Here is a 25,588-nt window from a genome sequence, read left to right as displayed (position 1 = left end):
GCGTGGATTTAGGAGAAGTTGCAACTTTTCTAAAAAGCTTGAAAATCATTTTAAAGCCTTTGATTTGACTTTCTTTTACCTTAATAACGGATTTGTTTAACGCCAGCATACTTTTTGAAACACCACCCTTAAACGATATGTTCCTGTAGGAACTTCAATCCAGTAATAATGATTATGCAAAAGACTTGGAATATGTTCTTGATTGATAAACAGGCTGGCAGCGACAATTTCCTGACGGTTCCATCTGGAATCAGGACGGTATAAATACACGATGGCGGCTTGATCATGTTGTGGTTTCACCGTTTGAAACTGATTGCCCTGCTTTTGATTGACCCAGCCACCAATAGTAAACATACCAATACGATGCTGTTCCACAAAGCCCGGTTTTTTTTCAAGATCAATATTTTTTAGAGTGCTGAGTGACTGTGTAGGCTCAACGACGGCTTTCTTACCATGACACCCCAGCAATGCCAAACTGCTGATGAGTACAATTGCGACTCCACGCATGCTTATCCCTCACTGCGTCTTTATTCTTTTATATGCAAGTGCTTTGCGATTTATTTTTTATAAGTTTTAGGCATCCACGCCTAGTCAATCAGATTAACACCCAGCTTTATTTTTGGAAATAAAAAACCTGCGAAAACACGGAGTTTTCGCACGTTTCGGACGAATAGCAATTAAGCAGATTTGCTATTCACCACTTTTAAATCTATTTTTGTCGCTGTCTCTTGCTGATCATGCGGCTGACGCTCGGCACGGTATTCCGGCTCTGCTTCACCTTTAATCACCGCTTCATTGACGACCACAGTGCCGACATCACTACGGCTTGGCAAGTCATACATGGTTTCCAGCAATGAATTTTCCAGAATCGAACGTAGACCACGTGCGCCTGTATTACGCTCAACTGCTTTCTTAGCCACGGCACGTAGAGCAGATTCTTCAAAGACCAGATCCACATCTTCCATATCAAACAGATGTTGGTACTGACGGGTCAAAGCGTTCTTCGGCTCAGTCAGAATCTGCATCAATGCTTCTTCATCTAACTCATCCAAAGTAGCAATCACCGGCAAACGACCAATAAATTCTGGAATCAAACCAAATTTTACCAGGTCAGTTGCTTCAACTTGACGGAACAGATCAGACAGCTTCTTGGTTTCATCTTTTTTACGCACTTCTGCGGTAAATCCGATGCCACCTTTTTCCTGACGCTGCTGCACAATTTTCTCAAGTCCAGAGAATGCACCACCACAGATAAACAGAATGTTGGATGTATCAATCTGAATGAATTCTTGCTGCGGATGCTTACGGCCACCTTGGGGCGGAATCGAAGCAACCGTACCTTCGATCATTTTCAATAAAGCCTGCTGTACGCCTTCACCCGATACATCACGCGTAATCGATGGATTTTCAGACTTGCGGGTAATCTTGTCGATCTCGTCGATATAGATAATGCCCTTCTGTGCTCTCTCGACATCGTAATCGGCTTTTTGCAAAAGCTTCTGTACAATGTTTTCTACATCTTCACCCACATAACCTGCTTCGGTCAGTGTGGTTGCATCTGCCATGGCAAAGGGTACATCAAGAAGGCGCGCAAGCGTTTGTGCAAGCAAGGTTTTGCCTGAGCCCGTCGGGCCGACCAGCATGATATTACTTTTTGAAAGTTCAACTGAATCGTCAGCTTTTTTGCCATTATTCTGCACTTTCAGGCGCTTGTAATGGTTATACACTGCAACCGACAAGGTCTTTTTTGCGATATCCTGACCAATGACATATTGATCCAAGGCCGCACGGATTTCCTGTGGTTTCGGCAAAGGACGATTGGCCCAGTCATTGGTTTCCACCTGTTGACTGGTTTGAACCAAATCTAAGCATACGTCCACACATTCGTTACAAATGTATGCGTCCTCGCCTGCAATCAGCTTCCCGACTTCAGACTGCGTTTTACCGCAAAATGAACAATGCTTTTGTCCTTGAGGATGTTCGGACATATTTACTCCACTATCTGAATCTTTAAAACTTATGGACGTTTAGTTAAAACTTCGTCCACAAGACCGTATTCTTTCGCTTGCTGAGCAGTCATAAAGTTATCACGGTCTGTATCGCGTGCTACTTTCTCGTATTCCTGACCGCTGTGTTCAGCCATTAAACGATTTAAACGTTCTTTAATAAATAGAATTTCACGGGCATGAATTTCAATATCCGAAGCCTGACCACGGAAACCACCGAGTGGCTGATGAATCATAACACGGGCATTTTCTAAGCAGTAACGCTTACCTTTAGTTCCGGCATTGAGCAGGAAGGCACCCATAGATGCTGCCTGCCCCATACAATAGGTCACCACGTCAGGTTTGATAAACTGCATGGTGTCATAAATTGCCATACCTGCAGTCACTGAACCACCTGGCGAGTTGATATATAAATGAATATCTTTATCTGGATTTTCAGCCTCTAAAAACAACATTTGCGCAACGATAAGGTTCGCCATATTGTCTTCAACTTCGCCCGTCATAAAAATTACACGTTCACGCAAAAGGCGTGAATAAATATCAAAAGAACGCTCACCACGAGAGGATTGTTCTACCACCATTGGCACTAAAGCGTTTTCAATCGTTGGAACATACATACGTTTATTTATTCCTAAATTTTTTGTGACCTAACCCATAATCACAATATGAGGGATAATCACTGAAATTGCAAAAAATTCGCCAACAAATCCATTATATTTTTTGCATTAGTTTTGTGAAAAACAGAAATGCTTTTTTCAGCGCTCAATATGAAAAAAAAGGCGCATTAAGCGCCTTTTTTATCGAAAGCTAAATTAGCCTTGTTGACGAGCTTGTTGCTCTTTCAATAAGTCTTCATAGCTTACAGTCGCATCAGTTACTTTAGCAGAAGCCAAAATGTAATCAACAACTTGGTCTTCTAGTACAACAGCTTCGATTTGTTGACGTTGTTGCGCATCGTTTTTGAAGTATTCGATCACTTCGTTTGGATCTTCATAAGAAGATGCCATGTCTTGGATATACGCTTCAACACGTGCAGCATCTACTTCGATTTTCGCATCAGCTAAAACACGGCTAACCAATACGCCAAGTTTTACAGATTTTTCAGCTTGTTCTTTGAACAATTCGTCTGGAAGCATGCTTGAATCAAATGCTTGCGCACCTTGAGCACCGAACTGTTGAGTGAACTGCTGAATCATTTGTTGACGTTGACGGTCAATTTCTTGAGCAAGCATAGCCGCTGGAAGTTCAACTTCGTTTGCAGCAACAAGCGCATCAAAAGTCGCACCTTTTACCTGGTTACGCAGGCCGTTTTTCACTTCACGTTCCATGTTTTTACGAACGTCAGCTTTCAACTTCTCAACGCCTTCTTCTTCAGATACACCGAAGATTTCCAGGAATTCAGCATCAATTTCTGGAAGTTTTTGTTTTTCAACAAGCTTCACAGTGATTTTGAATTGAGCTTGTTTACCAGCAAGGTTTTCAGCTTGGTAATCTTCAGGGAAAGTTACATCAATCACTTTCTCTTCGCCTTTCTTCATACCAACGATGCCGTCTTCGAAGCCAGGAATCATACGGCCAGAACCGAGTACAAGTTTGAAGTCTTCAGCAGCGCCGCCTTCAAATTTCTCGCCATCAACCGTACCTTCAAAATCGAAAGTCACTTGCATGTCTTTTTTAGCCATGCCTTTGGTTTCAGCCCAAGCAGCACGTTGTTTTTGAAGATTTTCGATCATCTTCTCAACGTCTTTATCGTTGACTTCAGTTGCTTTACGTTCAACTTCCAGACCTTCGAATTTCACTTCAACTTCTGGATAAACTTCAACAGTCGCTGTATATACCAGCGCGTCGTCTTTCATTTCAGTTTTTTCGATGTTTGGCATGCCCACAGCATTGATTTTCTCTTGCTGGATTGCTTCGAAAACTGTGTCACGAATAATATCGTTTACTACTTCTTGGTAGATACCCGCGCCGTATTCACGACGAACTACGTTTACAGGCACTTTACCTGGACGGAAGCCGTTGATCTTCGCAGTTTTAGCAGTGCGTTTTAAACGAGCTTCAAATTGCTCATTAATACGGCTCGTCGGTACAGAAACATTTAAACGACGGGCAACGCCCGAAACCGCTTCAGAAGTTACTTGCATGGCTTCCTCTATATATTAGGTTATAACAGGTTTATAAAAATGTGCCACATTATATGACAACATTTAAGGATATACAAAAAATACGCGCGAGTTCCAGTTTTTAAACCCTTTTTTTACTTGAATTGGCATCTTTTCAAATATTCAGGCGATTAAATTGAAATGAAGGAATTGTATATTTTTATTGCAAATGATAAATATTATCATTAATATTCCTGAAATTTGATTTGAATCTTTAACTTTCTCCATCTCGGAATTTCGGTTATGCGTAATTTTAATCTTCGCCCACTTGCAGTGGCTATTCTTGGGGTTACAGCTGCTTCTGCACATGCTGAAACAAATAATACCACTGTACCAGTAACACAATTGTCTACGATTGTGGTTTCAGCGGCGGGTTATGAACAAGATATTAAAAATGCCCCTGCTTCCATTAGTGTGGTCACAAAAGAAGATATTGAAAAGAAAAATGCAACCAGTATTGCTGATTTATTAGCAGATGTTCCCGGAATTGATGTACGTAATGGTGTAGGCAAAACTGGTGGCTTAAACGTTAGTATGCGCGGTATGGGTGCCGATGACACACTGATTCTCATCGATGGACGCCGTCAAACGACATCCACTGATGTAACACCCAATGGTTTTGGTGAAACTTCAACAGGTTTTATGCCACCCCTTTCAGCCATTGAGCGTATTGAGGTGATTCGTGGGCCAATGTCGACACTATACGGTTCAGATGCAATGGGTGGTGTGATTAATATCATCACTAAAAAAGTATCAGATGAATGGAATGGTAACGTTACTGTCAGTGGTAATGTTATGGAACATGGTGCTGAAGCGGATTCTTGGAAAACGAGCTTTTTACTCAATGGCCCTCTAATTAATGACAAACTAGGGTTACAGCTTCGTGGCTCTTATTTAGATCGTCAAGAATCTGAACGTATTGTGGAAGATTCAACAGGTAGAGATCCACGCCCAAATAAAGCTGACAACTATGATGTTGGCGCTAAACTATCACTAGTGGTTAATGATCAAAATTCGCTCTGGTTCGACACATTCCACTCTAGTCAAACTTATGACAACAAAGACAGTCGCCTAGGTAATTTAGACTGGACTAAAGAGCTTACTTTAGATGGTATAAAGTATCCAGAAGCGCCAGGTTATAAAGATGAATTAGAGTTTAATCGTACTCAATTCGCAGTTGGTCATGATGGGGATTATGATTTTGGCTTATGGAAAACATATATTAGTCATTCTGAAACTAAAACTAAAGGTCGTTCATTACCTTCAGGCGCATTTACACCTGATGAAATTAAAGCTGCTGACTCTCGTATAGGTAGCGATCGTACTTTAGAAAATACAGACCTCATTGCTGACAGCCATATCATTTCAAATTTAGGCAATCACAAACTTACCGTCGGTACACAATACAAAGAGCAAACTATCGAAGATAATATTGCCCAACATATTACAGGTATAAATGAATTCGATAGTAAATCTTGGGCTTTTTATGCTGAAGATGAATGGCGTATTCTTGACAACCTCGGATTCACTTTAGGGGGCCGTTATGAAGACCATTCTGGTTTCGGTGGACACTTCAGCCCAAGAGCTTACTTAGTTTGGAATACCAATGACATTTTAACGGTTAAAGGTGGTGTCAGCACTGGTTATAAAGTCCCTTCAGCAAAAGCTCTTGAAAATAATTTAATTGATCTTCGTGGACAAGGAAGAAATTGGACTTTTGGTAACCCAGATTTAAAACCTGAAGAATCAACCAACTATGAGCTGGGTTTCAATCTTCAACCAAATGATAAAATCACATTTACGGCCACGGGTTTCTATAATAAAATCGAAAATGCAATTGTAAGTGTTAGTGCCCAAGATCATCCTCTTTGCACAACAGGGAAAACATGCTCAAAAAATATTAATGCGAACGAAGCTGAAGTGTATGGTCTAGAAACCACACTCCAATATAACATTCTACCGGAATGGGACATTAAAGCCGCTTATACATATACTAAAAGCAAAATCACTGATAGTAATAATCCAGAGGCTGAAGGTAATTACTACAATAATAATCCACGAAATGCCTTCAATTTAACATCAACTTGGCACATTAATCCTAATTTTGATCTTTGGTTACAACAGGAGTATAAGTCGAGCCGTATTCGTTCGACATCAGTACCAACAGATGCTGAAGACTTAGCAATTTATAATGCATCAGGCAATAAACTTGCAGGCTATAATCTGTTTAATTTAGGCGCGAGTTATACAGTAAATGACCAATTACGCTTCAATATGGCGGTAAATAACCTTTTGGATAAAGACTTTACAGAATACACAACTGTGGAGTATTTAGACGGCATCACTAATGAAACAACTCAAAGTTATAAGTATTTGTCAGGATTAGAGGGAACATACCTACCAGGTCGCAACTACTGGTTATCTGTTTCATACGACTTCTAATGCACGCGTCGTAACTCAAAACCCTGCCTCCGGCAGGGTTTTTTCTGGTCCTCAGAGCAGCATGCCCAAAAGTCTTGCCAATATATGCCCTTCCATAAACATCATTATTCTCAATAAAAAATTAATAATCAGATTAATTTATCAATATTTATTAAAAACATAAGCTTAAATTAAAATTGTTACATCATTACATTTAAAAACTCATTTAACATTTTCTTAAAGATCATGAATTCCCATCATCAAAAGATAAAAACAATAACAAGAATCATTATTATTCGCATACATTTTTAATATTCATTTCTTAGGTTTAACATGACCTTCATTAAAACACGTAAAAAAATCGTTTCCTCTGCAATTGTTTCGTCTTTATCAATTGTCGGAACACATGCAATTGCTGAAGAAAATGTAGTTCGACTTGACACCATTCATCAAGAAGTCAAAGCTGAACAAGCACCCAGCTTAAAAGTAGATCAATCTGCGAATAGCAAATTTGTTGCGCCTTTACTCGACACACCAAAATCAGTTTCAGTGATTTCAAAACAGCTGATTGCAGATACGCAAGTGACGACTTTAAGTGATGCTTTACGTACTGTGCCGGGTATTACCCTAGGTGCAGGTGAAGGGGGCAATCCAAACGGCGATCGTCCGTTTATTCGTGGTTATAACTCTGAAAGCTCCCTGTATGTAGACGGCGTTCGTAATGCCACTTCACAAAACCGTGAAATGTTTGCTGTCGAACAGGTCGAAGTGACTAAAGGTTCTGCGTCTGCCATGGGCGGCGCAGGAGCGACCGGTGGTAGCATCAACATGATTTCTAAAGTCGCTAAAGCAGGCGATTTTCTAGAAGGTTCGGTCGCTGGCGGCACAGATAATTATCAACGTATTACTTTAGATGGTAACAAAGACTTTGGTAATGGTATTGCGGCACGTGTTGCAGTCATGGGGCATCAAAATGAAAAAGCAGGCCAGAAAAATGGTGCCGAATATAAACGTGCCGGTATTGCACCGAGTATTAGCTTTGGTCTAGACACCCCTACCCGTGGGACTCTAAGTTATTACTACTTAAAAACCGATGACACGCCTGATTCAGGTGTTCCATATTGGAATTCTGCAGATAATACTGCTACTGGTAAACCGTTAAATGCTAAACAAGGTATTTACTATGGTTGGCTAGATCGTGATTTCCAGAAACAGGAAAATCAGGTTGGCACATTAAAACTAGAGCACGATTTAACAGATAATCTAACCATCAGTAATACGGTTATGTATGGAAAATCTAAAAATGATTATGTCTGGACTCAGCCAGATGATTCAAAATTAAATATTGCTAATGGACAAGTAGTTCGTCGTGCAAATACACGTATTACGGACACAGATACCTTTAGTGATCAACTTTCATTAACAGGTAAATTCAATACCGGCACGCTAAAACATAGCTTTAATGTAGGCACTGAATATTCAAAACAAGAATCTGATAAAGGAAATTATTTACTTACAGATTTAGGTCAGGCGGCAACTTCTACTCTTCCAGCTAATCTTAGCGGAAGTAAAGCATGTAACACATTTACGAATGCTACCTCCAATAACTGGTGTACTAATGCATATAACCCGAACTCAAAAGACTCTTGGTTGGGCTCAATAACAGCTGCGCAAAAAGCAAGTACAACCGAAACAGAAAGCACCGGAATCTACTTGTTAGATAATATTGAATTAAATTCACAGTGGTTACTAGATCTAGGTCTTCGTTGGGACAAATTTGAAACTGAACAAAACATTCATGCTTCAGATACTAAATATACAAATGACAGTGATTTCTTTAACTACCAGGCGGGCGTGACATATAAACCACTGGAAAACGGTTCTATTTATGCAAGCTATGCAACTTCCGCCAATCCAGTTGGGGTAGACGCTGCTGATGGTTCAGAATCACTGTCCGTTCCTGGCAGAAATACAACTGAAGAACAAGCCAAAGCGATCAACAATCTAAAACCAGAAGAAGTTAAAACATATGAAATTGGCACAAAGTGGGATTTATTTAATGACAAATTAAATCTAACCGCTGCTATTTTCCGCACAGAGAAAACGAATACGCGCTCTACTGACTTTGATGGTTTTACACGAAATATTGGTGAAACACGTGTAGACGGTTTTGAGCTAGGTGTAAACGGTAATATCACGGATAAATGGGCTGTATCTGCGGGTTATACCTATTTAGATAGTGAAATTGTAGACGCTGGTTTTGTGAATACTGCTCCTTCAGGTCAACCACCAGTATATGAAACTAGTCCTAATAATGATAATCAAGTTCAGAACGTTGCGAAAAACTCTGCAACTCTTTGGACAACCTATGCGATAACTCCTGCTTTAACCCTAGGTGCTGGTGCAGTGGCGATGGATAAAGTTTATGGTGATGCAGCCAATACCAAATATGTTCCAGGCTATGTTCGCTATGATGCCATGGCACGTTATAACGTGAATGAAAACGTTGATTTGCAATTAAACCTCAACAACCTGTCTGATGAACGTTACTTCACAAAAGCTTACGCCTCTCACTATGCCACTGAAGCAGAAGGCCGTAGCGCAGTGCTGGCAGTCAACTTTAAATATTAATTCAATGCAACCGCATAGCCTCCTGATGGGGGCTATGTTATTTTTAAAATATGATTATTCAGGGGTTTCCAGTGCTGCATCATATTCCAAATGTACTGAGCAAAGAACAGGTGCAATATTTCCGTGAGGAGATGAGTAAGATTGAGTGGGTCAATGGCAAGGTCACTGCTGGTACACTCTCTGCCACCGTGAAACAGAATCAGCAATTGCCTGAAGATCATCCCCTGACCCATCATTTAAGTCATATTATTCTTGAATCATTGGGTCAACATCCGCTATTTCTATCGGCTGCGATTCCACTCGATATCATTCCCCCTCTGTTCAACCGTTATGAAAATAACGAAGCTTTTGGCTTTCATGTCGACAACTCCATTCGCCGTATTCGTGGCACGAATGAACGTCTCAGAACCGACTTATCCTGTACGGTTTTTTTGAGTGAACCTGAAGAATATGCCGGTGGTGAACTGGTGGTTGAAGACACCTATGGCTATCACGAAGTAAAACTGCCTGCCGGGGATATGATTCTGTATCCATCCACCAGTTTGCATGAAGTCACCCCAATCACCTCAGGTTGCCGAATTGCCTCATTTTTCTGGATACAAAGCATGATTCGTGATGATGCAGAACGGCATATGCTGTTTAATCTGGATCAAAGCATTCAAAACTTGAGAATGCAACTGGGCGATCAGCATGCAGAAGTTATGAAACTGACCAATTTGTATCACAACCTCATGCGCAAATGGGCCGAGCTTTAAAAGCTTGCCCGGATTAAATGCCTTTAGCCATCTAGGGCTATTTTTTCTAAAAATATAGGCTGATATGGCATGATTGGGTGTAAAAAATAACGGCTTATTTCAAAATCAAGAAAATATAAAACACTATACTTAAAATATATGGGAATATTTTTCAAAACTTAAAGCTTATAAGAAAATCTTTATTAAGATACGACTAAAATCTATTAAAAAAGCAAAAACTTTTCGGTTTAACTGGATTAAACTTAAAGTTATAAGTTGATCATGCAGGTTTTTTTGATTAAAACTAAATCCCAAATATTCCAGAAGATTTTTAGTTTTAATGCTGGTTCCAATCTGTATGTAGACGATTATAGACACAATCTATTCGGTAACCTTTGCCAGTGCTTCAACCAAGCGCAGACTCTATCAGGTTACACAAGGAGCTCTCTCATGATGTTGGCTGATCCAAGTAAAAAATACCGTCGCATGTATCAACGTGTGGACTTACCAGACCGTCAATGGCCGAACAATGAAATCAACAAAGCGCCAATCTGGATGAGTACTGACCTGCGTGATGGTAACCAGGCGATCTTCGAGCCAATGAACATGGAGCAAAAATTCAAGATGTTCCAGATGTTGGTGAAAATCGGTTTCAAGCATATTGAAATTGGTTTCCCTTCAGCATCGCAAATTGACTTTGATTTCACTCGTAAATTGATTGAAGAAGATCATATTCCTGAAGATGTTTATATCGAAGTTTTGGTTCAAGCCCGTGATCATTTAATTGCTCGTACCTTTGAATCTTTACAGGGTGCAAAACGTGCCATTGTGCATATCTACAACTCCAATTCACCGACTTTCCGCGAGAAAGTCTTAAATGTAGATGTAGCGGGCGCAAAACAATTAGCCGTCAATGCCGCACAAAAAGTCAAAGAATATGCCGCAAAACAGCCTGAAACTGAATTTGTCTTCCAGTACAGCCCGGAATGTTTCACTGCAACTGAATTGGAAGTCGCGAAAGATGTCTGTGATGCAGTGACTGAGATCTGGGAAGCATCACCGACCAATAAAGTGATCTTGAACTTGCCAGCAACAGTGGAAGTGTCAGGTCCACACGTCTATGCCGATCAGATTGAATGGATGCACCGCAATATCCAGCGCCGCGACGGCGTGATTATTTCAGTGCACTGTCATAATGACCGTGGTTGCGGCATCGCGGCATCTGAATTGGCGATCATGGCTGGTGCTGACCGTGTGGAAGGCTGTGTCTTCGGAAATGGTGAGCGTACCGGTAACGTCGATGTGGCGGCGATTGCCTTGAACATGTATACCCAGGGTGTTGCGCCAAACCTGGATTTCTCCAATATCAATGAAATTATCGCGACTGTAGAAGAATGTACCGGTTTGCCAGTACATCCACGTCATCCATACGCAGGTGATTTGGTCTTTACTGCATTCTCCGGCTCACATCAGGATGCGATCAAAAAAGGTTTCGAATTCCAGAAAGACCAAGAAATGTGGGATATGCCATATTTACCAATCGATCCAAAAGACTTGGGCCGTGACTATGATGCGGTGATTCGCGTTAACTCACAGTCAGGTAAAGGCGGTATCGCCTACTTGTTAGAATCGAATTACAACGTGACTTTACCACGTCGTTTACAAATCGAGTTCTCGCAAATTGTACAAAAACGTACCGATGAACAAGGCACTGAAATTTCTGCAACCGAGATCTGGAAGTTGTTTAAAGAGACTTATGTCGATGTTAAACATGTACATTACTCAACTAAGAACTACAAGTTATCGGATGACAATGGCAATCAGGTGATTGAGCTGGATCTTGAAGTTGAGGGTCAGTCCCGCCGTGTTCGCGGTGAAGGCAATGGTCCAATTTCTGCAATCTTGGATGCACTTCAGTTACCGATTGATGTGGTGAACTATGAAGAGCGCAGCATCAGTTCAGGTGCGCATGCCAAAGCCTTGGCCTTGATTGAACTGCAAGTCAAAGGCACTGGCAAGTCTGCCTTTGGTGCGGGTGTGCATGACAACATCGTGACCTCTTCGATCGAAGCAATTCTTGCATCGACTAACCGTCTGATTGATCAAGGTGTATTAAGCACTGATCAGGTAATCGCTGCTGCGGTCTAACCGGCTGTATTAGAATTAGCGATAATTCATAGCACTAAAATGACTTTAGAAGGATATCCGCTAGTGGTATCCTTTTATTATTCATACTCAAGATTTTAAGGCGAATCCTCCCCGTGTCTTTTCCAGCTGACTCAGTGGGCATTGTTGTCCCACAAAAGTTCCAATTTGAAGAGCCGTTAGAGCTTGAATGCGGTCGCATCCTCCCCCGTTTTGAACTGATGGTTGAAACTTACGGTACCTTAAATGCTGACAAGTCGAATGCCATTCTGATTTGTCATGCCCTTTCTGGTCATCATCATGCCGCAGGTTATCATCATGAAGATGATAAAAAGGCCGGCTGGTGGGACGCCTGTATTGGTCCCGGCAAAGCCATTGATACTGCAAAATTCTTTGTGGTTTCACTGAATAATATTGGGGGCTGTAGTGGCTCTACCGGTCCAACCTCACCAAATCCTGAAAATGAAAACCGTCCTTATGGTCCAGATTTTCCGCTGGTCACGGTCCGCGACTGGGTTAAAACTCAGGCTTTATTGTCCGATCGTTTAGGCATTCAGACTTGGGATGCCATCATTGGTGGTTCACTCGGTGGCATGCAGGCACTGCAATGGTCAGTGGATTACCCGAACCGTTTAAGAAAATGTGTGATTATTGCCAGTGCGCCAAAACTTTCAGCACAGAATATTGCCTTTAATGAAGTAGCACGTCAGTCGATTTTGTCAGACCCAGATTTCCATAATGGCCGTTATCTGGAAAATGACAGCTATCCAAAACGTGGTCTGATTCTGGCGCGTATGGTGGGCCATATTACTTACCTATCCGAAGAGGCCATGAAGCAGAAGTTTGGCCGCGATTTGAAATCAGGTAAATTTATGTATGGTTTCGATGTCGAATTCCAGGTCGAAAGTTATTTGCGTTATCAAGGTGAACAGTTCAGCCGTAACTTCGATGCCAATACCTATCTGATCATGACCAAGGTACTGGATTATTTTGATCCGTCACGTGAATATGAGCAGTCACTGAAAAAAGCCATGGCCCATACCCAGTGCAAATTTTTGGTGGTGTCCTTCACGACTGACTGGCGTTTTACCCCTGCCCGCTCGCAGGAAATTGTGGATGCCTTAATTAGCAATCACAAACCGGTGAGCTATTTAGATATTGATGCCGAACAGGGTCATGATTCCTTCCTGTTCCCGATTCCACTCTATGTAAAATCTTTGCGTGCATTCCTGGGTGGTGAAGAACACCTGAAAGCCACACCGAAGGAGGCCGTATAATGCGTATTGATCAACAACTGGCTGAAAAGTGGATTAAGCCCGGTTCTAGCGTACTTGACCTCGGTTGTGGCGATGGTGAACTGCTGGCACAAATGAGTAAAAAACACGATATTCGTGCATACGGATTAGAAATTGATCAGGAAAAGATTGCAATTGCGGTCAGTCGCGGGTTAAATATCATCCAACAAGACTTAAACCTCGGTTTAAGCCGCTTTGCCGACCAGTCTTTTGACAATGTGGTCATGGCACAAGCTTTGCAGGCTGTAGATGCACCTGACGTATTATTGCGTGATATGGTGCGTGTAGGGAAACAGGCCATTATTACCTTTCCAAACTTTGCCCACTGGAAGACCCGTTCTTTCTTGGCGATCAAAGGAAAAATGCCGGTTTCTGAAGCCTTGCCTTATATGTGGTATAACACCCCGAATATCCACTTATGTACATTCCGTGACTTTGAAGCACTCTGTGCGGAAAATAACATCAAAATTATTAATCGACTCGCTGTGAACGGGAATCAAGAAGATAGTTTGCTGAGCAAACATCTCCCTAATCTATTTGGTGAAGTCGCAATTTATCGAGTGAGCGCGCTATGAAAAAATTATTATTAGGTACGACGCTACTGGCGGGACTTTTTGGCATGCAAGCCCATGCAGACTATGTTGCTCCAAGTCCTTCTGTTGCCAGTCAAGCGGCTCAGTATTCAATAATGGATATCAACAGTCTGATCAAAGCAGCTAAAGCAGGTCAGGCCGGTGCACAGTTTTATCTGGCCACCAAATACCAGTATGGCAAAGACATTCAAAAAGATGAACGACAGGCCTTTGCCTGGTACAAAGCTGCTGCCGATCAAGGTTTAGCTGTGGCGCAGTTAAATGTCGGCCGTATGCTGGCAGATGGCATGGGCACCCGAAAAGATGAAGCGCTGGCACGTCAGTATTTTGAAAAAGCAGCCAGCCGTGGTGATAACCGTGCCAGCTTTAACCTGGCCATGATGGAAGAGAAAAAGAAAAACTACATGGGTGCTTATCAGTGGTATGAACTGTCTACCCGTGATGGCATGCTCGACAATAAAGTGATTACCCTTTCTGAAGGCAAGAAAACAGCATTGGCGGCCAACTTGACCCAGGAACAGATCCGTCAGGCGCGTGACCGTGCCGACAGATGGATTCAGGCACAATAAGCTGAATGGTATAAATAGCACCTTCGGGTGCTTTTTTATTGCCTACAAATCCGCAATGGCAGTTAAAATAGCACGATTGATATTTAGAGAATGAGTGACATATGGCTTCTACAGATTGGTTATCCCAAGGCACACTGGTATTGGCAAGTAATAACAAAGGTAAAATTGCCGAGTTTGAGAAAATGTTTGCGGAACTGCAACTGCCGGTAGATGTGATTCCTCAAGGTCAACTGAATATCGAAGATGCCATCGAAGATGGCTTAAGCTTTGTTGAAAATGCCATTATCAAGGCACGTCATGCCTCTAAAATCTCAGGTAAACCTGCGATTGCCGATGACTCAGGCATTTGTGTGCCAGTTCTTGGCGGAGCTCCTGGGATCTACTCAGCACGTTATGCCGGTGAACATGGCAATGATGCCGCCAACAATAAGAAACTGCTGGCAGATTTGAAACCATTGCGTAAAGATAGCGAAGCGATTGAAGGCATGTTTGTCTGTGTACTGGCACTGGTTCAACATGCTGAAGATCCACTGCCACAAATTTTCCAGGGCATCTGGACGGGTGAAATTTTAGAAGCAGCACGCGGTGAAAATGGCTTCGGTTATGACCCGCTGTTCTGGTTGCCGGAACTCGGTATTTCCAGTGCAGAAATGAGCAAAGAAGAAAAGAATAAAATCAGTCATCGTGGTCAGGCCATGCAGCTGTTTAAAGCCAGTTTGGCGAAATAATTTGTTTTACCCCTCCCTTTTCCAAAGGGAGGTCGGGAGGGATTCAAATTTACCTCTTATCAAGAATCCCCCTAAATCCCCATTTTTCAAAGGGGGACTTTATAACTCTTTCTAGCCTTCTCTCCAAAAAAGGAAACTTTATAGCGTAGGCATCACCGCATGCAACACCAGCCCATAGATCCCAATCAAAATTGCACTCGCAATCGTCCCCGAAGCAATATATTTAGCGGAATGCCCTGTGCCCTGATAATGGGTTTCTAAAGCCACGATGTTCGCTGCCGGTGGCAATAAGAAATACATCATCATTACACTATAAGTCAGGAGCTGATGTGGAATCGGCAAGAATATATAGGCAATACCAGCCAAGCCTAATGCAAAAATAAAGCGCCCGCTGATCAGCACCAGACTGCGCTTTAAATCCCTCAGCTGAATACGGACATGACGAAGCCACATGCCCAAAATGCACATTCCTGCAAAAGTGACTAAAAATTTATTGGCTGCATATGCCCATTGAAGGATGGGATGAAACTCATAATGACTAAAGTCCCAAAATGATAAAACCCCTGCAATACTGAGTGCGATCACCGGTGGTGATTGCAGGACATTTTTCAGAATAAATGTCCAATCTTGGCGAGTTTGGCTCACGGCAATGACAGCACTGACATTCCCAAATAATGAGCCACCAATATAAAGTGCAATCATGGTCGATATTGCGTCAGTGCCAAACACTGCTAAGGCAAACGGCAGACCGAGCCATACGCCATTCAAATAGCTAAAACACAGCGCACGCAATTTATCTTTGGCAAAATAATAAAACAGGCTAAACAGCACAATTGAACTAAAAATACTAAAGCCCATCAGCCACAGACTGCCCGCTTTATAAAACACCATATTGTAAATAATCAGCACAGGAATCAGGACACGTGCCAATAAAGCCGCCAAGACAGGTCGAATTAGCTTTAAATATTGCACGCCCCAATAACCAATCAAAAAAGACAGCAGGGGAAGAATCAAGGCCATGACAGTGCTGCTGAGATTTCCATATCAGGTTATATGCTAGCACAGCATCCTTTTCATCTAATGATAGATTTTTCATATGAATTACTCATTACCCTGCTGCCGTGTCGGCAAACTGTCATTAAAGCGTCACTGCATTGTCATACAAGCCTGCTGAGATAGGGGCATGAAATATAGAGGATAAAATAATGGCAGGATTATCAATTTGGCATGTGCTGATTTTTGCAATTGTGGTGATTTTATTGTTTGGTACATCGAAGCTGAAAAACCTGGGTAAAGATGTCGGCGGTGCAATTAAAGACTTTAAAAAATCAGTCAAAGATGAAGAAGCAGAAATGGCCAAGCTGCAAGAACCGCGAACGATTGATGCACAAGTCAAAACCCCTGAAACCTCGATCAAGAGTTAAGAGTCCGCTATGCTCAATATCGGAATGACCGAGCTGCTGATTTTCGGGATTATTGCACTTCTGGTGCTTGGGCCAGACAAGTTACCTGAGGCAGTCCGTTTTGTCGGAACATGGTATGGCAAGATCAAGCGCATGGTCAGCAATGTTCAGAACGATCTGGATCGTGAATTACGCTTGTCCGAACTGCGAGAACAGATGCAGGCCGAAATGCAGCGGATCCAGCAACTCGAAGCCAAGATGCAGGCACAAATGGCAGATTTGCAGCAGCCCATTGCAACTGATGAATTAAAAATAAAGCCTCAGGCTGCCCAGCCCGTGCTTCGCTATCAGCCTGTAGTACAGCCCGTATCAGTGGTGTATTTACCTCAGCCTGCACAAACTCAAGCAGTGATTTCCCAACAATGCTATACAGAAATGAAGGTGGCCGTATGACGTCTTTACCGACCACACCTGCCTCAAATGATGCTGCAGCGCTGAACCTTGAAGAGATGCCGATTACCCAGCATTTGGTGGTGTTAAGAAAACATCTGTTTAAAGTGGTTGCTGTCCTGATTGGCCTGTTTTTCTGTTTGCTGCCCTTTGCCAATCAGACCTATCAATGGTTATCTGAACCTTTACGGGCACAATTGCCTGCCAGCTCGACCATGATTGCCACGGATGTGACGGCAACATTCATGGCTCCGTTCAAGCTGAATTTCTTTGTGGCGCTGATGATCACAATGCCGTTTATTCTGTATCAGCTCTGGACATTTGTTAAACCGGCGTTATATGCCAAAGAAAAGAGTCTGGCACTGCCGCTTTTGATCGGCAGTATTGTGCTGTTTTATACCGGGATCAGCTTTGCCTACTTTGTGGCCTTACCTTCGATCCTGCATTTTTTTATCAGTGTCTCACCGGAAACTGTGGCACCGATGACCGACATTAACAGTTATCTTAGCTTCTGTTTAAAGCTGTTTCTGGTCTTTGGTTTTACCTTTGAAATCCCGATTATTACCCTGATTTTGATCCTGATTGGAGTGGTTTCAACCCAGACGCTGGTCGAAAAACGCCGCTTTATTATCGTTGGCTGCTTCTTTGTGGCGATGTTTGTGACCCCACCCGATGCGCTGTCAATGATCATGCTGGCCATCCCCATGTGGTTACTGTTTGAACTGGGTTTACTGGCAGGAAAGCTGATTGAAAAACGCCGTTTAACCGATCAACAATAACAAGAATCCAAAAACAAAAAGAATCGTATTTAACTCAGGCAGCCTTGGCTGTCTTTTTGTTTAAATTTACACCAATATATTGATTTATTTAACTTTATTGAAATATAGACTTAACCATTTTGTCATACTTTAGGTCTAATTTGTTCATAACTTTATAACCAAGCCTTTTTTGCTAGGAACTAAAAATGACATACCAAACACCCTATCATGAAGATCAAGAGCTAGATAATAACAACTCAAATAACATGCACTTTCGTGATATTTTAGAGCAGCGTATTTCTCGTCGTAGCTTAATTAAAAAAACAGCTAGTGGCGCTGCAGCATTGGCTTTGGCTTCTAGCCTGACCGCATGTAGCGATGACGATGATAATGCAAATATTGGGGATGATGAGAACAAACCAACTCCTCCAGCGGACAACAATGTACGTCCAGAAAAATTAAGCTTTAGCCCGGTGAAGAAAAACCTGGATGACTGGGTTACTGTTCCTGAAGGCTATACAGCCACTGTCCTCTATGCAATGGGTGACTCGATTCATCCACTTTACCCAGACTGGAATGATAGCGAGGTTCCATCGGGTCCAAGCTTTCAATTCCGTGCGGGTGACTGCCATGATGGTATGAGCTATTTTGGTTTAAGCACTAAAACTGGCCGTTATGAGGAAAATGCATCTGAGCATGGCCTGCTGGTGATGAACCATGAATACATCAATCAAACTTTTTTACACCCTAAGGGTGCAACTAAAGTAGATGGTCGCCGTCCAGAAGATGAAGTCATTCGTGAAGTGAATGCACATGGTGTTTCAATTGTGCATGTTAAGAAAAATACAGAGTCTCAGGCTGTTGAAATTGTAAAATCATCTCCCTTTAACCGCCGTATTACGGCTTCAACAGTGATGGATTTTGCTGGGCCGGTAACGACCTCTCCATTAATCCACACAGCTTTCTCTCCTAACGGTCGTCAAACTCGCGGTACACAAAATAACTGTGGTAATGGCTATACACCATGGGGTACATATTTAACTGCCGAAGAAAATTTTATTGGTTATTTCCAACGTTCAGGAACAGACCAGTATGCAGCACGCACTGAAGCTGAAAAAATAGCACTTAAACGTTATGGCTTAGGTTTAGAGATTTCTTATCAAACTGAAAAAAATGCCGACGGTACAGTTAAACGTGATGAGAAAGGCAGCATCATTTATATTAAAGATGCCTTTGGTGAAAAAATCCCTGAACTGGATGACCAAGGCCGCACTATTTATTTAGATAAATCTTCTCGTTATGCCTGGGAAACAGCGCCAGCAAGTCTTGAATCACAAGATATGTATGACCGTTGGTCAGCGGACGTTACTAAGGCGTCAGCAAGTCAAGACTATCGTAATGCACCGAATACCTTTGGCTGGATTGTAGAGATTGATCCATTTGATAGTCGCTCAAACCCAGTAAAACGTACAGCTTTAGGTCGTTTTGCGCATGAAGACTGTCGTGCTAGCCGTGCCGTTGAAGGTCAACAGTTTGCCTTCTACATGGGCGATGACTCACGTGGTGAATACATTTACAAATTTGTCTCTGATGCAAAATGGGATCCAAAAGATATCAATACTGGCTACCGTGCTGGTGACAAATATATGAATAACGGTAAGTTCTATGTGGCCAAGTTCAATGCAGATGGAACTGGTCAATGGATTGAACTTGCTCATGGTAAAAACGGTTTAACTGCACAAAATGCAGTATATCCATTTAGCTCTGATGCAGATGTATTAACTTTTGCACGTTTAGCAGGCGATGCCGTTGGTGCAACGAAGATGGACCGCCCTGAATGGGTAGCTGTTAACCCAGAGAATGGTGAGGTCTACGTTACCCTGACCAATAACAGTAACCGTGGCAATAACTCGGCACAACCTGTTGATGCTGCCAACCCACGTAATTACTCAGATCCTGAAGGCGGTAAAGGTAATGTGAATGGCCATATTATTCGCTTTAAAGAGGAAAATACCGCATCAGAAAGCTTTGAATGGGATATCTACTTGTTCGGTGCTGAAGCATCGATGGATGCCAATATCAACCTGTCTGGCTTAAATGATAATAATGATCTGTCTTCACCAGATGGTATGTGGTTTGACCCTCGCGGTGTACTCTGGATTCAGACTGATGACGGCGCTTATACAGATGTAACCAACTGTATGATGCTGGCAGCATTACCTGGACAAGTTGGTGATGGTGGTGTAGTAACAACCTCTAATGGTCAAGCAACAATTGCTGGTGCCAAAGTGACCGATGAAAATCTACGTCGCTTCCTGACCGGTCCAGTAGAGTGTGAAATCACTGGTGTCACCATGACACCGGACTACAAAGCAATTTTCATCAACGTACAACATCCGGGTGAAGATTCTAAAAAATTTGATGCTCCAACCAGTAACTGGCCTGCCAGCCAAACAGATCGTTCGAACAAGACAGCACGTCCACGTTCAGCAACTGTTGTGATTACGCGTAATGATGGAGGCACCATTGCTAGCTAAGTAATTTTTTGTCTAACTTCAAAAATTTAGATAATTTTTTAAAATGCCGACATCTGTCGGCATTTTTTTATTCCATTATTTTTGCAGAGCAATGATTTTCTCAATGGTATGACCTGCAGTCACACCTTGTTGTGACTTCTCGATCCAGTGCCATTGTCCTCGCTGCATTCTTAGAAAATTCGAGCAACGGGTGCCGTAAGTCGGGCTTTGAATAAAAGTCGAGGACAGCAGATGTTCCATTTCAACCGAGATCCCTGTTTCCGGCAGCAGTTCAGGAATCACCTTGCGTTCATCTTCCAGAATATCCCAAACCGCATGACACAGATCAGTTTCTGGCATGGCTGGTTGTTGCAGCATGGGTAAAAATTCCTGGGTAAAGCGTTTACGCAAATGCCGGGTCTTATACCAGTCTTCGCTCATCAGGCCGTTGGAGACAACATAGACGCCTTGTGCCAGCACTTGCGGTGCTTCGCCGCGATTGCTCATATACACCGCCTGCTGCTGATCTCCGACAAACAGGTTAAAACCGGCATAATCACATTGCCGCTGCTCCAGATTTTGAGCAAAGCGAATAGGCGTTAAGTCCGAATTTAAAAAATCCTGGATGATATGACCACGTGAAGTCGGATAATCTGTCCGATCTTGCCCGTTGCGAAAATTGGTAATCACTGCCCAGCGACCTGAGGCCGTGATACCCATCCAGGTGCCGCCCGACTGCAAATCCTGCCCGGCAATAATCGGACTATTTTCCCATTCATACAGCGCCTGTGTAGGCCGCTGATAGAACTCATCCCGATTTGAAATCAGACATAATGGGGTCTCATCCACAACCCGCCAAGCCAGTGCCACGATACACATAATTTACGCTCTCGATCTTTACACATTGAATGTACAACATTTTTCTTTGCTTTCAGCTAAAATCTGTGCAAAACAGAATCACAAGGAACAGGAATGCTCACCTATCCCAATATTGATCCCGTTGCGATTTCGCTCGGGCCCCTGCAAGTCCACTGGTATGGACTGATGTACTTACTGGCATTTTTATTTGCCTGGGGATTGGCAACGTTTCGAGCCAAACAACGCGGCTGGACGCCAGATATGGTCTCTGACCTGATTTTCTTCGGTGCGCTTGGTGTCATCATCGGTGGCCGTGTCGGTTATGTCTTCTTTTACGGTTTTTCCCAGTTCCTGGCCGATCCTCTATGGCTATTCCAGATCTGGACTGGTGGCATGAGTTTCCACGGCGGTTTCCTCGGGGTCATTCTGGCCATGTTGTGGTGGTGCAAGAAATATAAGATGACTTGGTTCCAGACCCTGGATTTTGTCGCGCCTTGCGTACCCACAGGTCTGATGTTTGGCCGGATTGGTAACTTTATTGGCGGCGAACTGTATGGCCGTCAGGTCAGCGATCCAAACTTTGCCTGGGGCATGATCTTCCCGACCGATCCGCTGCAACTGGTACGTCATCCATCTCAACTGTATCAGGCGCTGTGTGAAGGTTTAATTCTATTTATTGTACTATGGTGGTTCAGCTCCAAGCCGCGTCCGCGTATGGCAGTTTCGGCGCTGTTCCTGATCGGTTATGGCCTGGCACGTTTTGTGGTTGAATTCTTCCGTGAGCCAGACAATGGCCAGCTGTTCATTGGCTGGATGAGCAAAGGACAATTCCTGAGCCTGCCAATGATCCTGATTGGCTTGTGGATGATGTGGTATGCCTACCAAAAGAAAATCTATGACTGGGGTCCACAGAAAAACAGTTAAAACCAGCTTAATTGAGCGAGGCAAAGGCCTCGCTTTTTTATACTCAAAATATGCTAAAGTGCCGATTATCTCTTCTATTCTTTCATCATTATGCTTGAGTTCTGGTTTAATCCGCAGGTATCTGTTCTCAAAAAACTGTTGATCTTTATTGTGATTGCAGCAACAGCTGCAGGCTTGTACTGGATGGAACCACTGCCCTTAGATTCAATTTTGATGTTTGTCGGTACCGGCATTGTTTTTCTGATCTGCCGTTACTGCAAAATCCACTTTGCCAGCAAAAACCCGACCGGTTTGCTGTATAGATTACTGACCTGGATTCCAATTGCCTTATTGATTGCTTTAGTTTTTATGAATATGCAACAGGGCGAAATCCTGATTCCGGGCGCACAAGGCATTGCCTTTATGACACTGGCGATTTGCCTGTTTTCACCATTGTCGCTGCTCAATCAGAACAAATCAGATGCGGGTTCACCCCATGCTTGAGTTCTGGTATTCCGAACGTTGTAGCCGTCAAAACAAGCTGATGGTCATCATCGTGACCTGTATTTTGATTTATGCAGCATCGACTGTGGCCCAGTTAGATCCGGTATTTGTTGGGGTGAGTTTAGCGATTGGGATTGTCGTGCATTTACTGCACCATTTCCGCCTGAAAATTTCGAAATCCAATCCCTATTCAAATGGCTTTAGCGCCTTGAGCCGGGTGATTCCCATCATTGCCTTAATTACCCTGTTTGGCTATTTGCCTGAACAGCACCAACAATGGGGCAAATTTGCCTGGGGTCTGCAATGTCTTGGCTTTGCCGCGATTGGATTATTTATCGTTTCAATCTATGAAAGCCGTGCGAAGCGTTTTGAGGACTGATCACTTCGCAGTATTTTCTTAGAAGTAAGTTTCCAGACGATAGTAACTATAAGTCACGTTTTTATTGCGATAAACCGCATGATCTCGCTGTTTGAAATCCGATACCCAGGCACTACCTGAATAAGCCGCGATATGTCCATATTTATGTCCCTGAGTACGGTCAATAATATAGATATCGCCTTTTTTCGGCCGATCAAAAGAAGCATTAATTTTCTTATAGCCCAGCTGCATCAGGGTACTTCCCCAATCTGCCGCTGCGACTGGATGGTTCACAATTTTCGCACCAGAGGATTGCAGACCGACACGAATACTGCGCGCACATTTCTGTGTACTGGTATTTCGGGTAATCCCTTGCAGATAACTGGTAAATTTCTCGATATTGATACGATGGCCATTGCTTACGCCTGAAGCGTTACGGACAGTGGCTTTTTGGGATGACTTTTTAGGTCTTTGCTCCGATTGGGAACGCACCATGATATTCGCTTGGACAGGAGCATATACTTCGCTCATGTTTACTTGATGATCATAGATCATGCCTTACCAACCGCTCCTCGCCTGTAATTTAGGCTTTCATATTGTTAACAAGCCGAGAATACTAGTCGTTTAAATGTTATCTTTCACATTAAAAATGTAAATAAATTTGTCTATTTTTCCGGCATTCAAATTAAGCCGTTCTTTCTAATACAGTTACAAAACCCATCATCTTTGCAAAAAAAATGTAAAGCAAAGCCAACTTCGACGCCTTGCAAAGCTTTTTTAGCCTGAAATACGCAAAATGAGCCGTTATTTTTTTCTACTCAAACCTTATGGATTTAATTTGTGGCTCGGCCATTCTCAGACAACATTTCACTACATGATTACATCATTTTGAGCTTTGTACCCTGTATTACACTGATGCGGCATTTTTAAATATTGAACTAAACGGAGAAGAAAAATGAGTCAGACTTTAAGTACCGTTTCAAATTTTAATTTAGAACAATATTTAGGCACCTGGTATGAAATTGCACGTTTGCCGATGAAACACCAACCCGAGAACAGCACCGATATTTCTGCGGTATATAGCTTAAATGAAAATGGCAAGGTTCGGGTTCAGAACCGCTGTCTGGATGGTGAGGGTAAGCTGGATGAAGCCATTGCTGAAGCGACCATTGTCGATGCAGAACATGCCAAGCTTGAAGTCAGCTTTTTACCTGAAGGCCTGCGTTGGATCCCGTTTACCAAGGGCGATTACTGGGTATTAAAAATCGATCCGGATTATCAGACGGCTCTTGTGGGCGAACCTGGTAAAGAATATTTATGGTTGCTACATCGCGGGACGACTTTAGATGAAGCCACTCAACGTGAATATTTAAGCTATGCAGAATCCTTAGGTTATAACCTGTCTGATCTGATTCACACCGTCCATACTGGCCATAAAACGGCTTAATTTACTGTAAAAAGACCTCTATCAGGAGGTCTTTTTTATTCTGGTTTGAGCGATGAAAGCTCATCAAAAAATGCTATGATATGCGCAATTTAAATTCTCCCTTTCAACAGCAAATTATTTTGGAAATAATCTATACTGCTGTTAAAACGGCGATTTTCAACAGATTTAAATAGAGAGACCTATGCGCCAATATCTTGACCTTTTACAACACATTCTCGACAACGGCGGTGATAAAGGCGACCGTACCGGTACAGGGACACGTTCGGTATTTGGTCATCAGATGCGCTTTGATCTTTCCCAAGGTTTCCCTTTACTCACCACCAAAAAAGTTCATTTCCGTTCTATCGTGATTGAATTATTATGGTTTTTAAAAGGCGATACCAACGTTCAATATTTAAAAGAGCATAAAGTTTCGATTTGGGATGAGTGGGCAACCGCCGAACAGACCGCGCGTTTTGGCCGCCCTGAAGGTGAACTGGGGCCAGTTTACGGTCACCAGTGGCGTAATTTTGGTGCCAGCAAAAATGCAGATAATAGCTATAATCAGGATGGTTTTGACCAGATCAAATGGTTGATTAATGAAATTAAAACCAATCCAAATTCGCGCCGTCTGATTGTATCTGGCTGGAACCCGAATGAAGCAGGCCAAGTGGCATTACCGCCTTGCCATACCTTGTTCCAGTTCTTTGTCCACAATGGCAAATTGTCTTGTCAGCTGTATCAGCGTAGCGCCGATGTTTTTCTCGGTGTTCCATTTAATATCGCCAGCTATGCCCTGTTGACACATATGATCGCGCAAGTCTGTGAGCTGGAGGTCGGTGATTTTGTCTGGACCGGTGGCGATACACATTTATATAGCAATCACTTCGAGCAAGCGCAATTACAACTCAGCCGTGAGCCCTTGGGCCTGTGCCACCTTAAATTGAATCCTGAGATCAAAGACCTGTTCGACTTCAAATTTGAAGATATTGAAATTATTGGTTATGAATCACATCCGGGGATTAAGGCGCCCGTTGCAGTGTAAATGTTCCCAAACCAAAGAAAATCAAAATCCCACTTTGCTTAAAGTGGGATTTTGCATTTTAATAGGAGCAAATTTTTATTTGT

Annotated in this window: 23 protein-coding genes and 2 pseudogenes; 18 read left to right on the top strand and 7 right to left on the bottom strand. The window is 42.7% G+C overall.

Annotation, left to right across the window (positions count from 1 at the left end):
- A pseudogene (locus FTU82_RS09485) lies at window positions 1–100 on the top strand (IS1 family transposase); the annotation flags it as partial.
- A gap of 29 nt (window positions 101–129) precedes the next feature.
- On the opposite strand, the pseudogene FTU82_RS09480 reads toward FTU82_RS09485, so the two are convergent.
- The 4 genes and pseudogenes from FTU82_RS09480 to tig all read right to left on the bottom strand — a co-directional run.
- Window positions 130–507 (bottom strand): annotated as a pseudogene (locus tag FTU82_RS09480) (DUF2846 domain-containing protein); the annotation flags it as partial.
- Between the two features lie 170 nt (window positions 508–677).
- Complete coding sequence (gene clpX / locus FTU82_RS09475) at window positions 678–1,988, bottom strand: ATP-dependent protease ATP-binding subunit ClpX (RefSeq protein WP_180085590.1); 1,311 nt, start codon at window positions 1,986–1,988, stop codon at window positions 678–680.
- A gap of 29 nt (window positions 1,989–2,017) precedes the next feature.
- Window positions 2,018–2,623, bottom strand: coding sequence for an ATP-dependent Clp endopeptidase proteolytic subunit ClpP (gene clpP, locus FTU82_RS09470; protein WP_005095582.1), 606 nt, complete (start codon window positions 2,621–2,623; stop codon window positions 2,018–2,020).
- 195 nt (window positions 2,624–2,818) lie between these two features.
- Window positions 2,819–4,150 (bottom strand): trigger factor, encoded by a 1,332-nt coding sequence (gene tig / locus FTU82_RS09465; protein WP_074384005.1) that lies wholly within the window; start codon window positions 4,148–4,150, stop codon window positions 2,819–2,821.
- 261 nt (window positions 4,151–4,411) lie between these two features.
- Here tig and FTU82_RS09460 point away from each other — a divergent pair, with 261 nt between their 5' ends.
- From FTU82_RS09460 to rdgB, 8 genes are all read left to right on the top strand, one after another.
- Window positions 4,412–6,610: a TonB-dependent receptor domain-containing protein gene (locus tag FTU82_RS09460; protein WP_180085592.1), complete on the top strand. Its 2,199-nt coding sequence runs from the start codon at window positions 4,412–4,414 to the stop codon at window positions 6,608–6,610.
- Between the two features lie 312 nt (window positions 6,611–6,922).
- Entirely contained in the window at window positions 6,923–9,220 is a 2,298-nt protein-coding gene (locus FTU82_RS09455; RefSeq protein ID WP_180085594.1) for a TonB-dependent siderophore receptor, read from the top strand.
- A 71-nt stretch (window positions 9,221–9,291) separates the two neighbouring features.
- Window positions 9,292–9,975 carry a Fe2+-dependent dioxygenase gene (locus FTU82_RS09450; RefSeq protein WP_180085596.1) on the top strand — a complete coding sequence of 228 codons (684 nt, stop codon included), beginning with the start codon at window positions 9,292–9,294 and terminating at the stop codon, window positions 9,973–9,975.
- Between the two features lie 429 nt (window positions 9,976–10,404).
- On the top strand, window positions 10,405–12,102 hold the full coding sequence (gene leuA / locus FTU82_RS09445) for a 2-isopropylmalate synthase (RefSeq protein ID WP_180085597.1): 1,698 nt from the start codon (window positions 10,405–10,407) through the stop codon (window positions 12,100–12,102).
- A 113-nt stretch (window positions 12,103–12,215) separates the two neighbouring features.
- Complete coding sequence (locus FTU82_RS09440) at window positions 12,216–13,376, top strand: homoserine O-acetyltransferase (RefSeq protein ID WP_180085599.1); 1,161 nt, start codon at window positions 12,216–12,218, stop codon at window positions 13,374–13,376.
- The gene (metW, locus tag FTU82_RS09435; protein WP_005095565.1) at window positions 13,376–13,969 is read left to right on the top strand and encodes a methionine biosynthesis protein MetW; all 594 of its coding nucleotides are present in this window, start codon (window positions 13,376–13,378) and stop codon (window positions 13,967–13,969) included. Before FTU82_RS09440 ends, metW begins: the two co-directional genes overlap by 1 nt.
- Entirely contained in the window at window positions 13,966–14,556 is a 591-nt protein-coding gene (locus FTU82_RS09430; RefSeq protein ID WP_005095562.1) for a tetratricopeptide repeat protein, read from the top strand. Before metW ends, FTU82_RS09430 begins: the two co-directional genes overlap by 4 nt.
- 101 nt (window positions 14,557–14,657) lie before the next feature.
- Window positions 14,658–15,284: an RdgB/HAM1 family non-canonical purine NTP pyrophosphatase gene (gene rdgB, locus FTU82_RS09425; RefSeq protein WP_159138505.1), complete on the top strand. Its 627-nt coding sequence runs from the start codon at window positions 14,658–14,660 to the stop codon at window positions 15,282–15,284.
- A gap of 138 nt (window positions 15,285–15,422) precedes the next feature.
- Here rdgB and FTU82_RS09420 read toward each other — a convergent pair whose 3' ends face one another.
- The gene (locus FTU82_RS09420; protein WP_180101290.1) at window positions 15,423–16,304 is read right to left on the bottom strand and encodes a permease; all 882 of its coding nucleotides are present in this window, start codon (window positions 16,302–16,304) and stop codon (window positions 15,423–15,425) included.
- Window positions 16,305–16,489: 185 nt separating this feature from the next.
- On the opposite strand from FTU82_RS09420, the gene tatA reads away from it, so the two are divergent.
- The 4 genes from tatA to FTU82_RS09400 all read left to right on the top strand — a co-directional run bounded on the left by tatA (window position 16,490) and on the right by FTU82_RS09400 (window position 20,432).
- Window positions 16,490–16,708 carry a Sec-independent protein translocase subunit TatA gene (gene tatA, locus FTU82_RS09415; RefSeq protein WP_100355649.1) on the top strand — a complete coding sequence of 73 codons (219 nt, stop codon included), beginning with the start codon at window positions 16,490–16,492 and terminating at the stop codon, window positions 16,706–16,708.
- A 9-nt stretch (window positions 16,709–16,717) separates the two neighbouring features.
- On the top strand, window positions 16,718–17,140 hold the full coding sequence (gene tatB, locus FTU82_RS09410) for a Sec-independent protein translocase protein TatB (protein ID WP_180085603.1): 423 nt from the start codon (window positions 16,718–16,720) through the stop codon (window positions 17,138–17,140).
- Window positions 17,137–17,916 (top strand): twin-arginine translocase subunit TatC, encoded by a 780-nt coding sequence (tatC, locus tag FTU82_RS09405; protein WP_180085618.1) that lies wholly within the window; start codon window positions 17,137–17,139, stop codon window positions 17,914–17,916. Before tatB ends, tatC begins: the two co-directional genes overlap by 4 nt.
- Window positions 17,917–18,101: 185 nt before the next feature.
- Window positions 18,102–20,432 (top strand): PhoX family phosphatase, encoded by a 2,331-nt coding sequence (locus FTU82_RS09400; protein WP_005103150.1) that lies wholly within the window; start codon window positions 18,102–18,104, stop codon window positions 20,430–20,432.
- 75 nt (window positions 20,433–20,507) lie between these two features.
- Here the strand turns inward: FTU82_RS09400 and FTU82_RS09395 are convergent, their stop codons facing one another.
- Entirely contained in the window at window positions 20,508–21,290 is a 783-nt protein-coding gene (locus FTU82_RS09395) for an NRDE family protein (RefSeq protein ID WP_180101289.1), read from the bottom strand.
- 93 nt (window positions 21,291–21,383) lie between these two features.
- On the opposite strand from FTU82_RS09395, the gene lgt reads away from it, so the two are divergent.
- The 3 genes from lgt to FTU82_RS09380 all read left to right on the top strand — a co-directional run bounded on the left by lgt (window position 21,384) and on the right by FTU82_RS09380 (window position 23,055).
- Window positions 21,384–22,193: a prolipoprotein diacylglyceryl transferase gene (lgt, locus tag FTU82_RS09390; RefSeq protein ID WP_180049862.1), complete on the top strand. Its 810-nt coding sequence runs from the start codon at window positions 21,384–21,386 to the stop codon at window positions 22,191–22,193.
- Window positions 22,194–22,283: 90 nt separating this feature from the next.
- Window positions 22,284–22,676 (top strand): hypothetical protein, encoded by a 393-nt coding sequence (locus tag FTU82_RS09385; protein WP_180101288.1) that lies wholly within the window; start codon window positions 22,284–22,286, stop codon window positions 22,674–22,676.
- Window positions 22,669–23,055, top strand: coding sequence for a hypothetical protein (locus FTU82_RS09380; RefSeq protein ID WP_180101287.1), 387 nt, complete (start codon window positions 22,669–22,671; stop codon window positions 23,053–23,055). The genes FTU82_RS09385 and FTU82_RS09380 overlap by 8 nt, the downstream gene beginning before the upstream one ends.
- An 18-nt stretch (window positions 23,056–23,073) precedes the next feature.
- Here the strand turns inward: FTU82_RS09380 and FTU82_RS09375 are convergent, their stop codons facing one another.
- Complete coding sequence (locus FTU82_RS09375; protein ID WP_005107935.1) at window positions 23,074–23,589, bottom strand: hypothetical protein; 516 nt, start codon at window positions 23,587–23,589, stop codon at window positions 23,074–23,076.
- Between the two features lie 400 nt (window positions 23,590–23,989).
- On the opposite strand from FTU82_RS09375, the gene FTU82_RS09370 reads away from it, so the two are divergent.
- Window positions 23,990–24,481, top strand: a complete 492-nt coding sequence (locus tag FTU82_RS09370) for a lipocalin family protein (RefSeq protein ID WP_180101286.1) — start codon at window positions 23,990–23,992, stop codon at window positions 24,479–24,481.
- Window positions 24,482–24,662: 181 nt separating this feature from the next.
- A complete protein-coding gene (thyA, locus tag FTU82_RS09365; RefSeq protein ID WP_180101285.1) occupies window positions 24,663–25,505 on the top strand; it encodes a thymidylate synthase in 843 nt (280 codons plus the stop codon).
- The last annotated feature ends 83 nt before the right edge of the window (window positions 25,506–25,588 follow it).

It is taken from the genome of Acinetobacter sp. YH12151 (assembly GCF_013418355.1).
Lineage (GTDB): Bacteria > Pseudomonadota > Gammaproteobacteria > Pseudomonadales > Moraxellaceae > Acinetobacter > Acinetobacter pseudolwoffii.
Note: the sequence above shows the minus strand (reverse complement) of the source record. Positions and strands in the feature narration are given on the sequence as shown.

Excerpts from the sequence above, each read along its gene's own strand:
- tig (WP_074384005.1), bottom strand. The coding sequence starts at position 4,150 with ATGCAAGTAACTTCTGAAGCGGTTTCGGGCGTTGCCCGTCGTTTAAAT.
- FTU82_RS09385 (WP_180101288.1), top strand. The coding sequence starts at position 22,284 with ATGCTTGAGTTCTGGTTTAATCCGCAGGTATCTGTTCTCAAAAAACTG.
- FTU82_RS09420 (WP_180101290.1), bottom strand. The coding sequence starts at position 16,304 with ATGGCCTTGATTCTTCCCCTGCTGTCTTTTTTGATTGGTTATTGGGGC.
- clpP (WP_005095582.1), bottom strand. The coding sequence starts at position 2,623 with ATGTATGTTCCAACGATTGAAAACGCTTTAGTGCCAATGGTGGTAGAA.
- FTU82_RS09455 (WP_180085594.1), top strand. The coding sequence starts at position 6,923 with ATGACCTTCATTAAAACACGTAAAAAAATCGTTTCCTCTGCAATTGTT.
- FTU82_RS09400 (WP_005103150.1), top strand. The coding sequence starts at position 18,102 with ATGACATACCAAACACCCTATCATGAAGATCAAGAGCTAGATAATAAC.
- FTU82_RS09460 (WP_180085592.1), top strand. The coding sequence starts at position 4,412 with ATGCGTAATTTTAATCTTCGCCCACTTGCAGTGGCTATTCTTGGGGTT.
- clpX (WP_180085590.1), bottom strand. The coding sequence starts at position 1,988 with ATGTCCGAACATCCTCAAGGACAAAAGCATTGTTCATTTTGCGGTAAA.
- metW (WP_005095565.1), top strand. The coding sequence starts at position 13,376 with ATGCGTATTGATCAACAACTGGCTGAAAAGTGGATTAAGCCCGGTTCT.
- leuA (WP_180085597.1), top strand. The coding sequence starts at position 10,405 with ATGATGTTGGCTGATCCAAGTAAAAAATACCGTCGCATGTATCAACGT.
- FTU82_RS09380 (WP_180101287.1), top strand. The coding sequence starts at position 22,669 with ATGCTTGAGTTCTGGTATTCCGAACGTTGTAGCCGTCAAAACAAGCTG.
- tatA (WP_100355649.1), top strand. The coding sequence starts at position 16,490 with ATGGCAGGATTATCAATTTGGCATGTGCTGATTTTTGCAATTGTGGTG.
- thyA (WP_180101285.1), top strand. The coding sequence starts at position 24,663 with ATGCGCCAATATCTTGACCTTTTACAACACATTCTCGACAACGGCGGT.
- FTU82_RS09430 (WP_005095562.1), top strand. The coding sequence starts at position 13,966 with ATGAAAAAATTATTATTAGGTACGACGCTACTGGCGGGACTTTTTGGC.
- rdgB (WP_159138505.1), top strand. The coding sequence starts at position 14,658 with ATGGCTTCTACAGATTGGTTATCCCAAGGCACACTGGTATTGGCAAGT.
- lgt (WP_180049862.1), top strand. The coding sequence starts at position 21,384 with ATGCTCACCTATCCCAATATTGATCCCGTTGCGATTTCGCTCGGGCCC.
- tatC (WP_180085618.1), top strand. The coding sequence starts at position 17,137 with ATGACGTCTTTACCGACCACACCTGCCTCAAATGATGCTGCAGCGCTG.
- FTU82_RS09375 (WP_005107935.1), bottom strand. The coding sequence starts at position 23,589 with ATGATCTATGATCATCAAGTAAACATGAGCGAAGTATATGCTCCTGTC.
- FTU82_RS09370 (WP_180101286.1), top strand. The coding sequence starts at position 23,990 with ATGAGTCAGACTTTAAGTACCGTTTCAAATTTTAATTTAGAACAATAT.
- tatB (WP_180085603.1), top strand. The coding sequence starts at position 16,718 with ATGCTCAATATCGGAATGACCGAGCTGCTGATTTTCGGGATTATTGCA.
- FTU82_RS09395 (WP_180101289.1), bottom strand. The coding sequence starts at position 21,290 with ATGTGTATCGTGGCACTGGCTTGGCGGGTTGTGGATGAGACCCCATTA.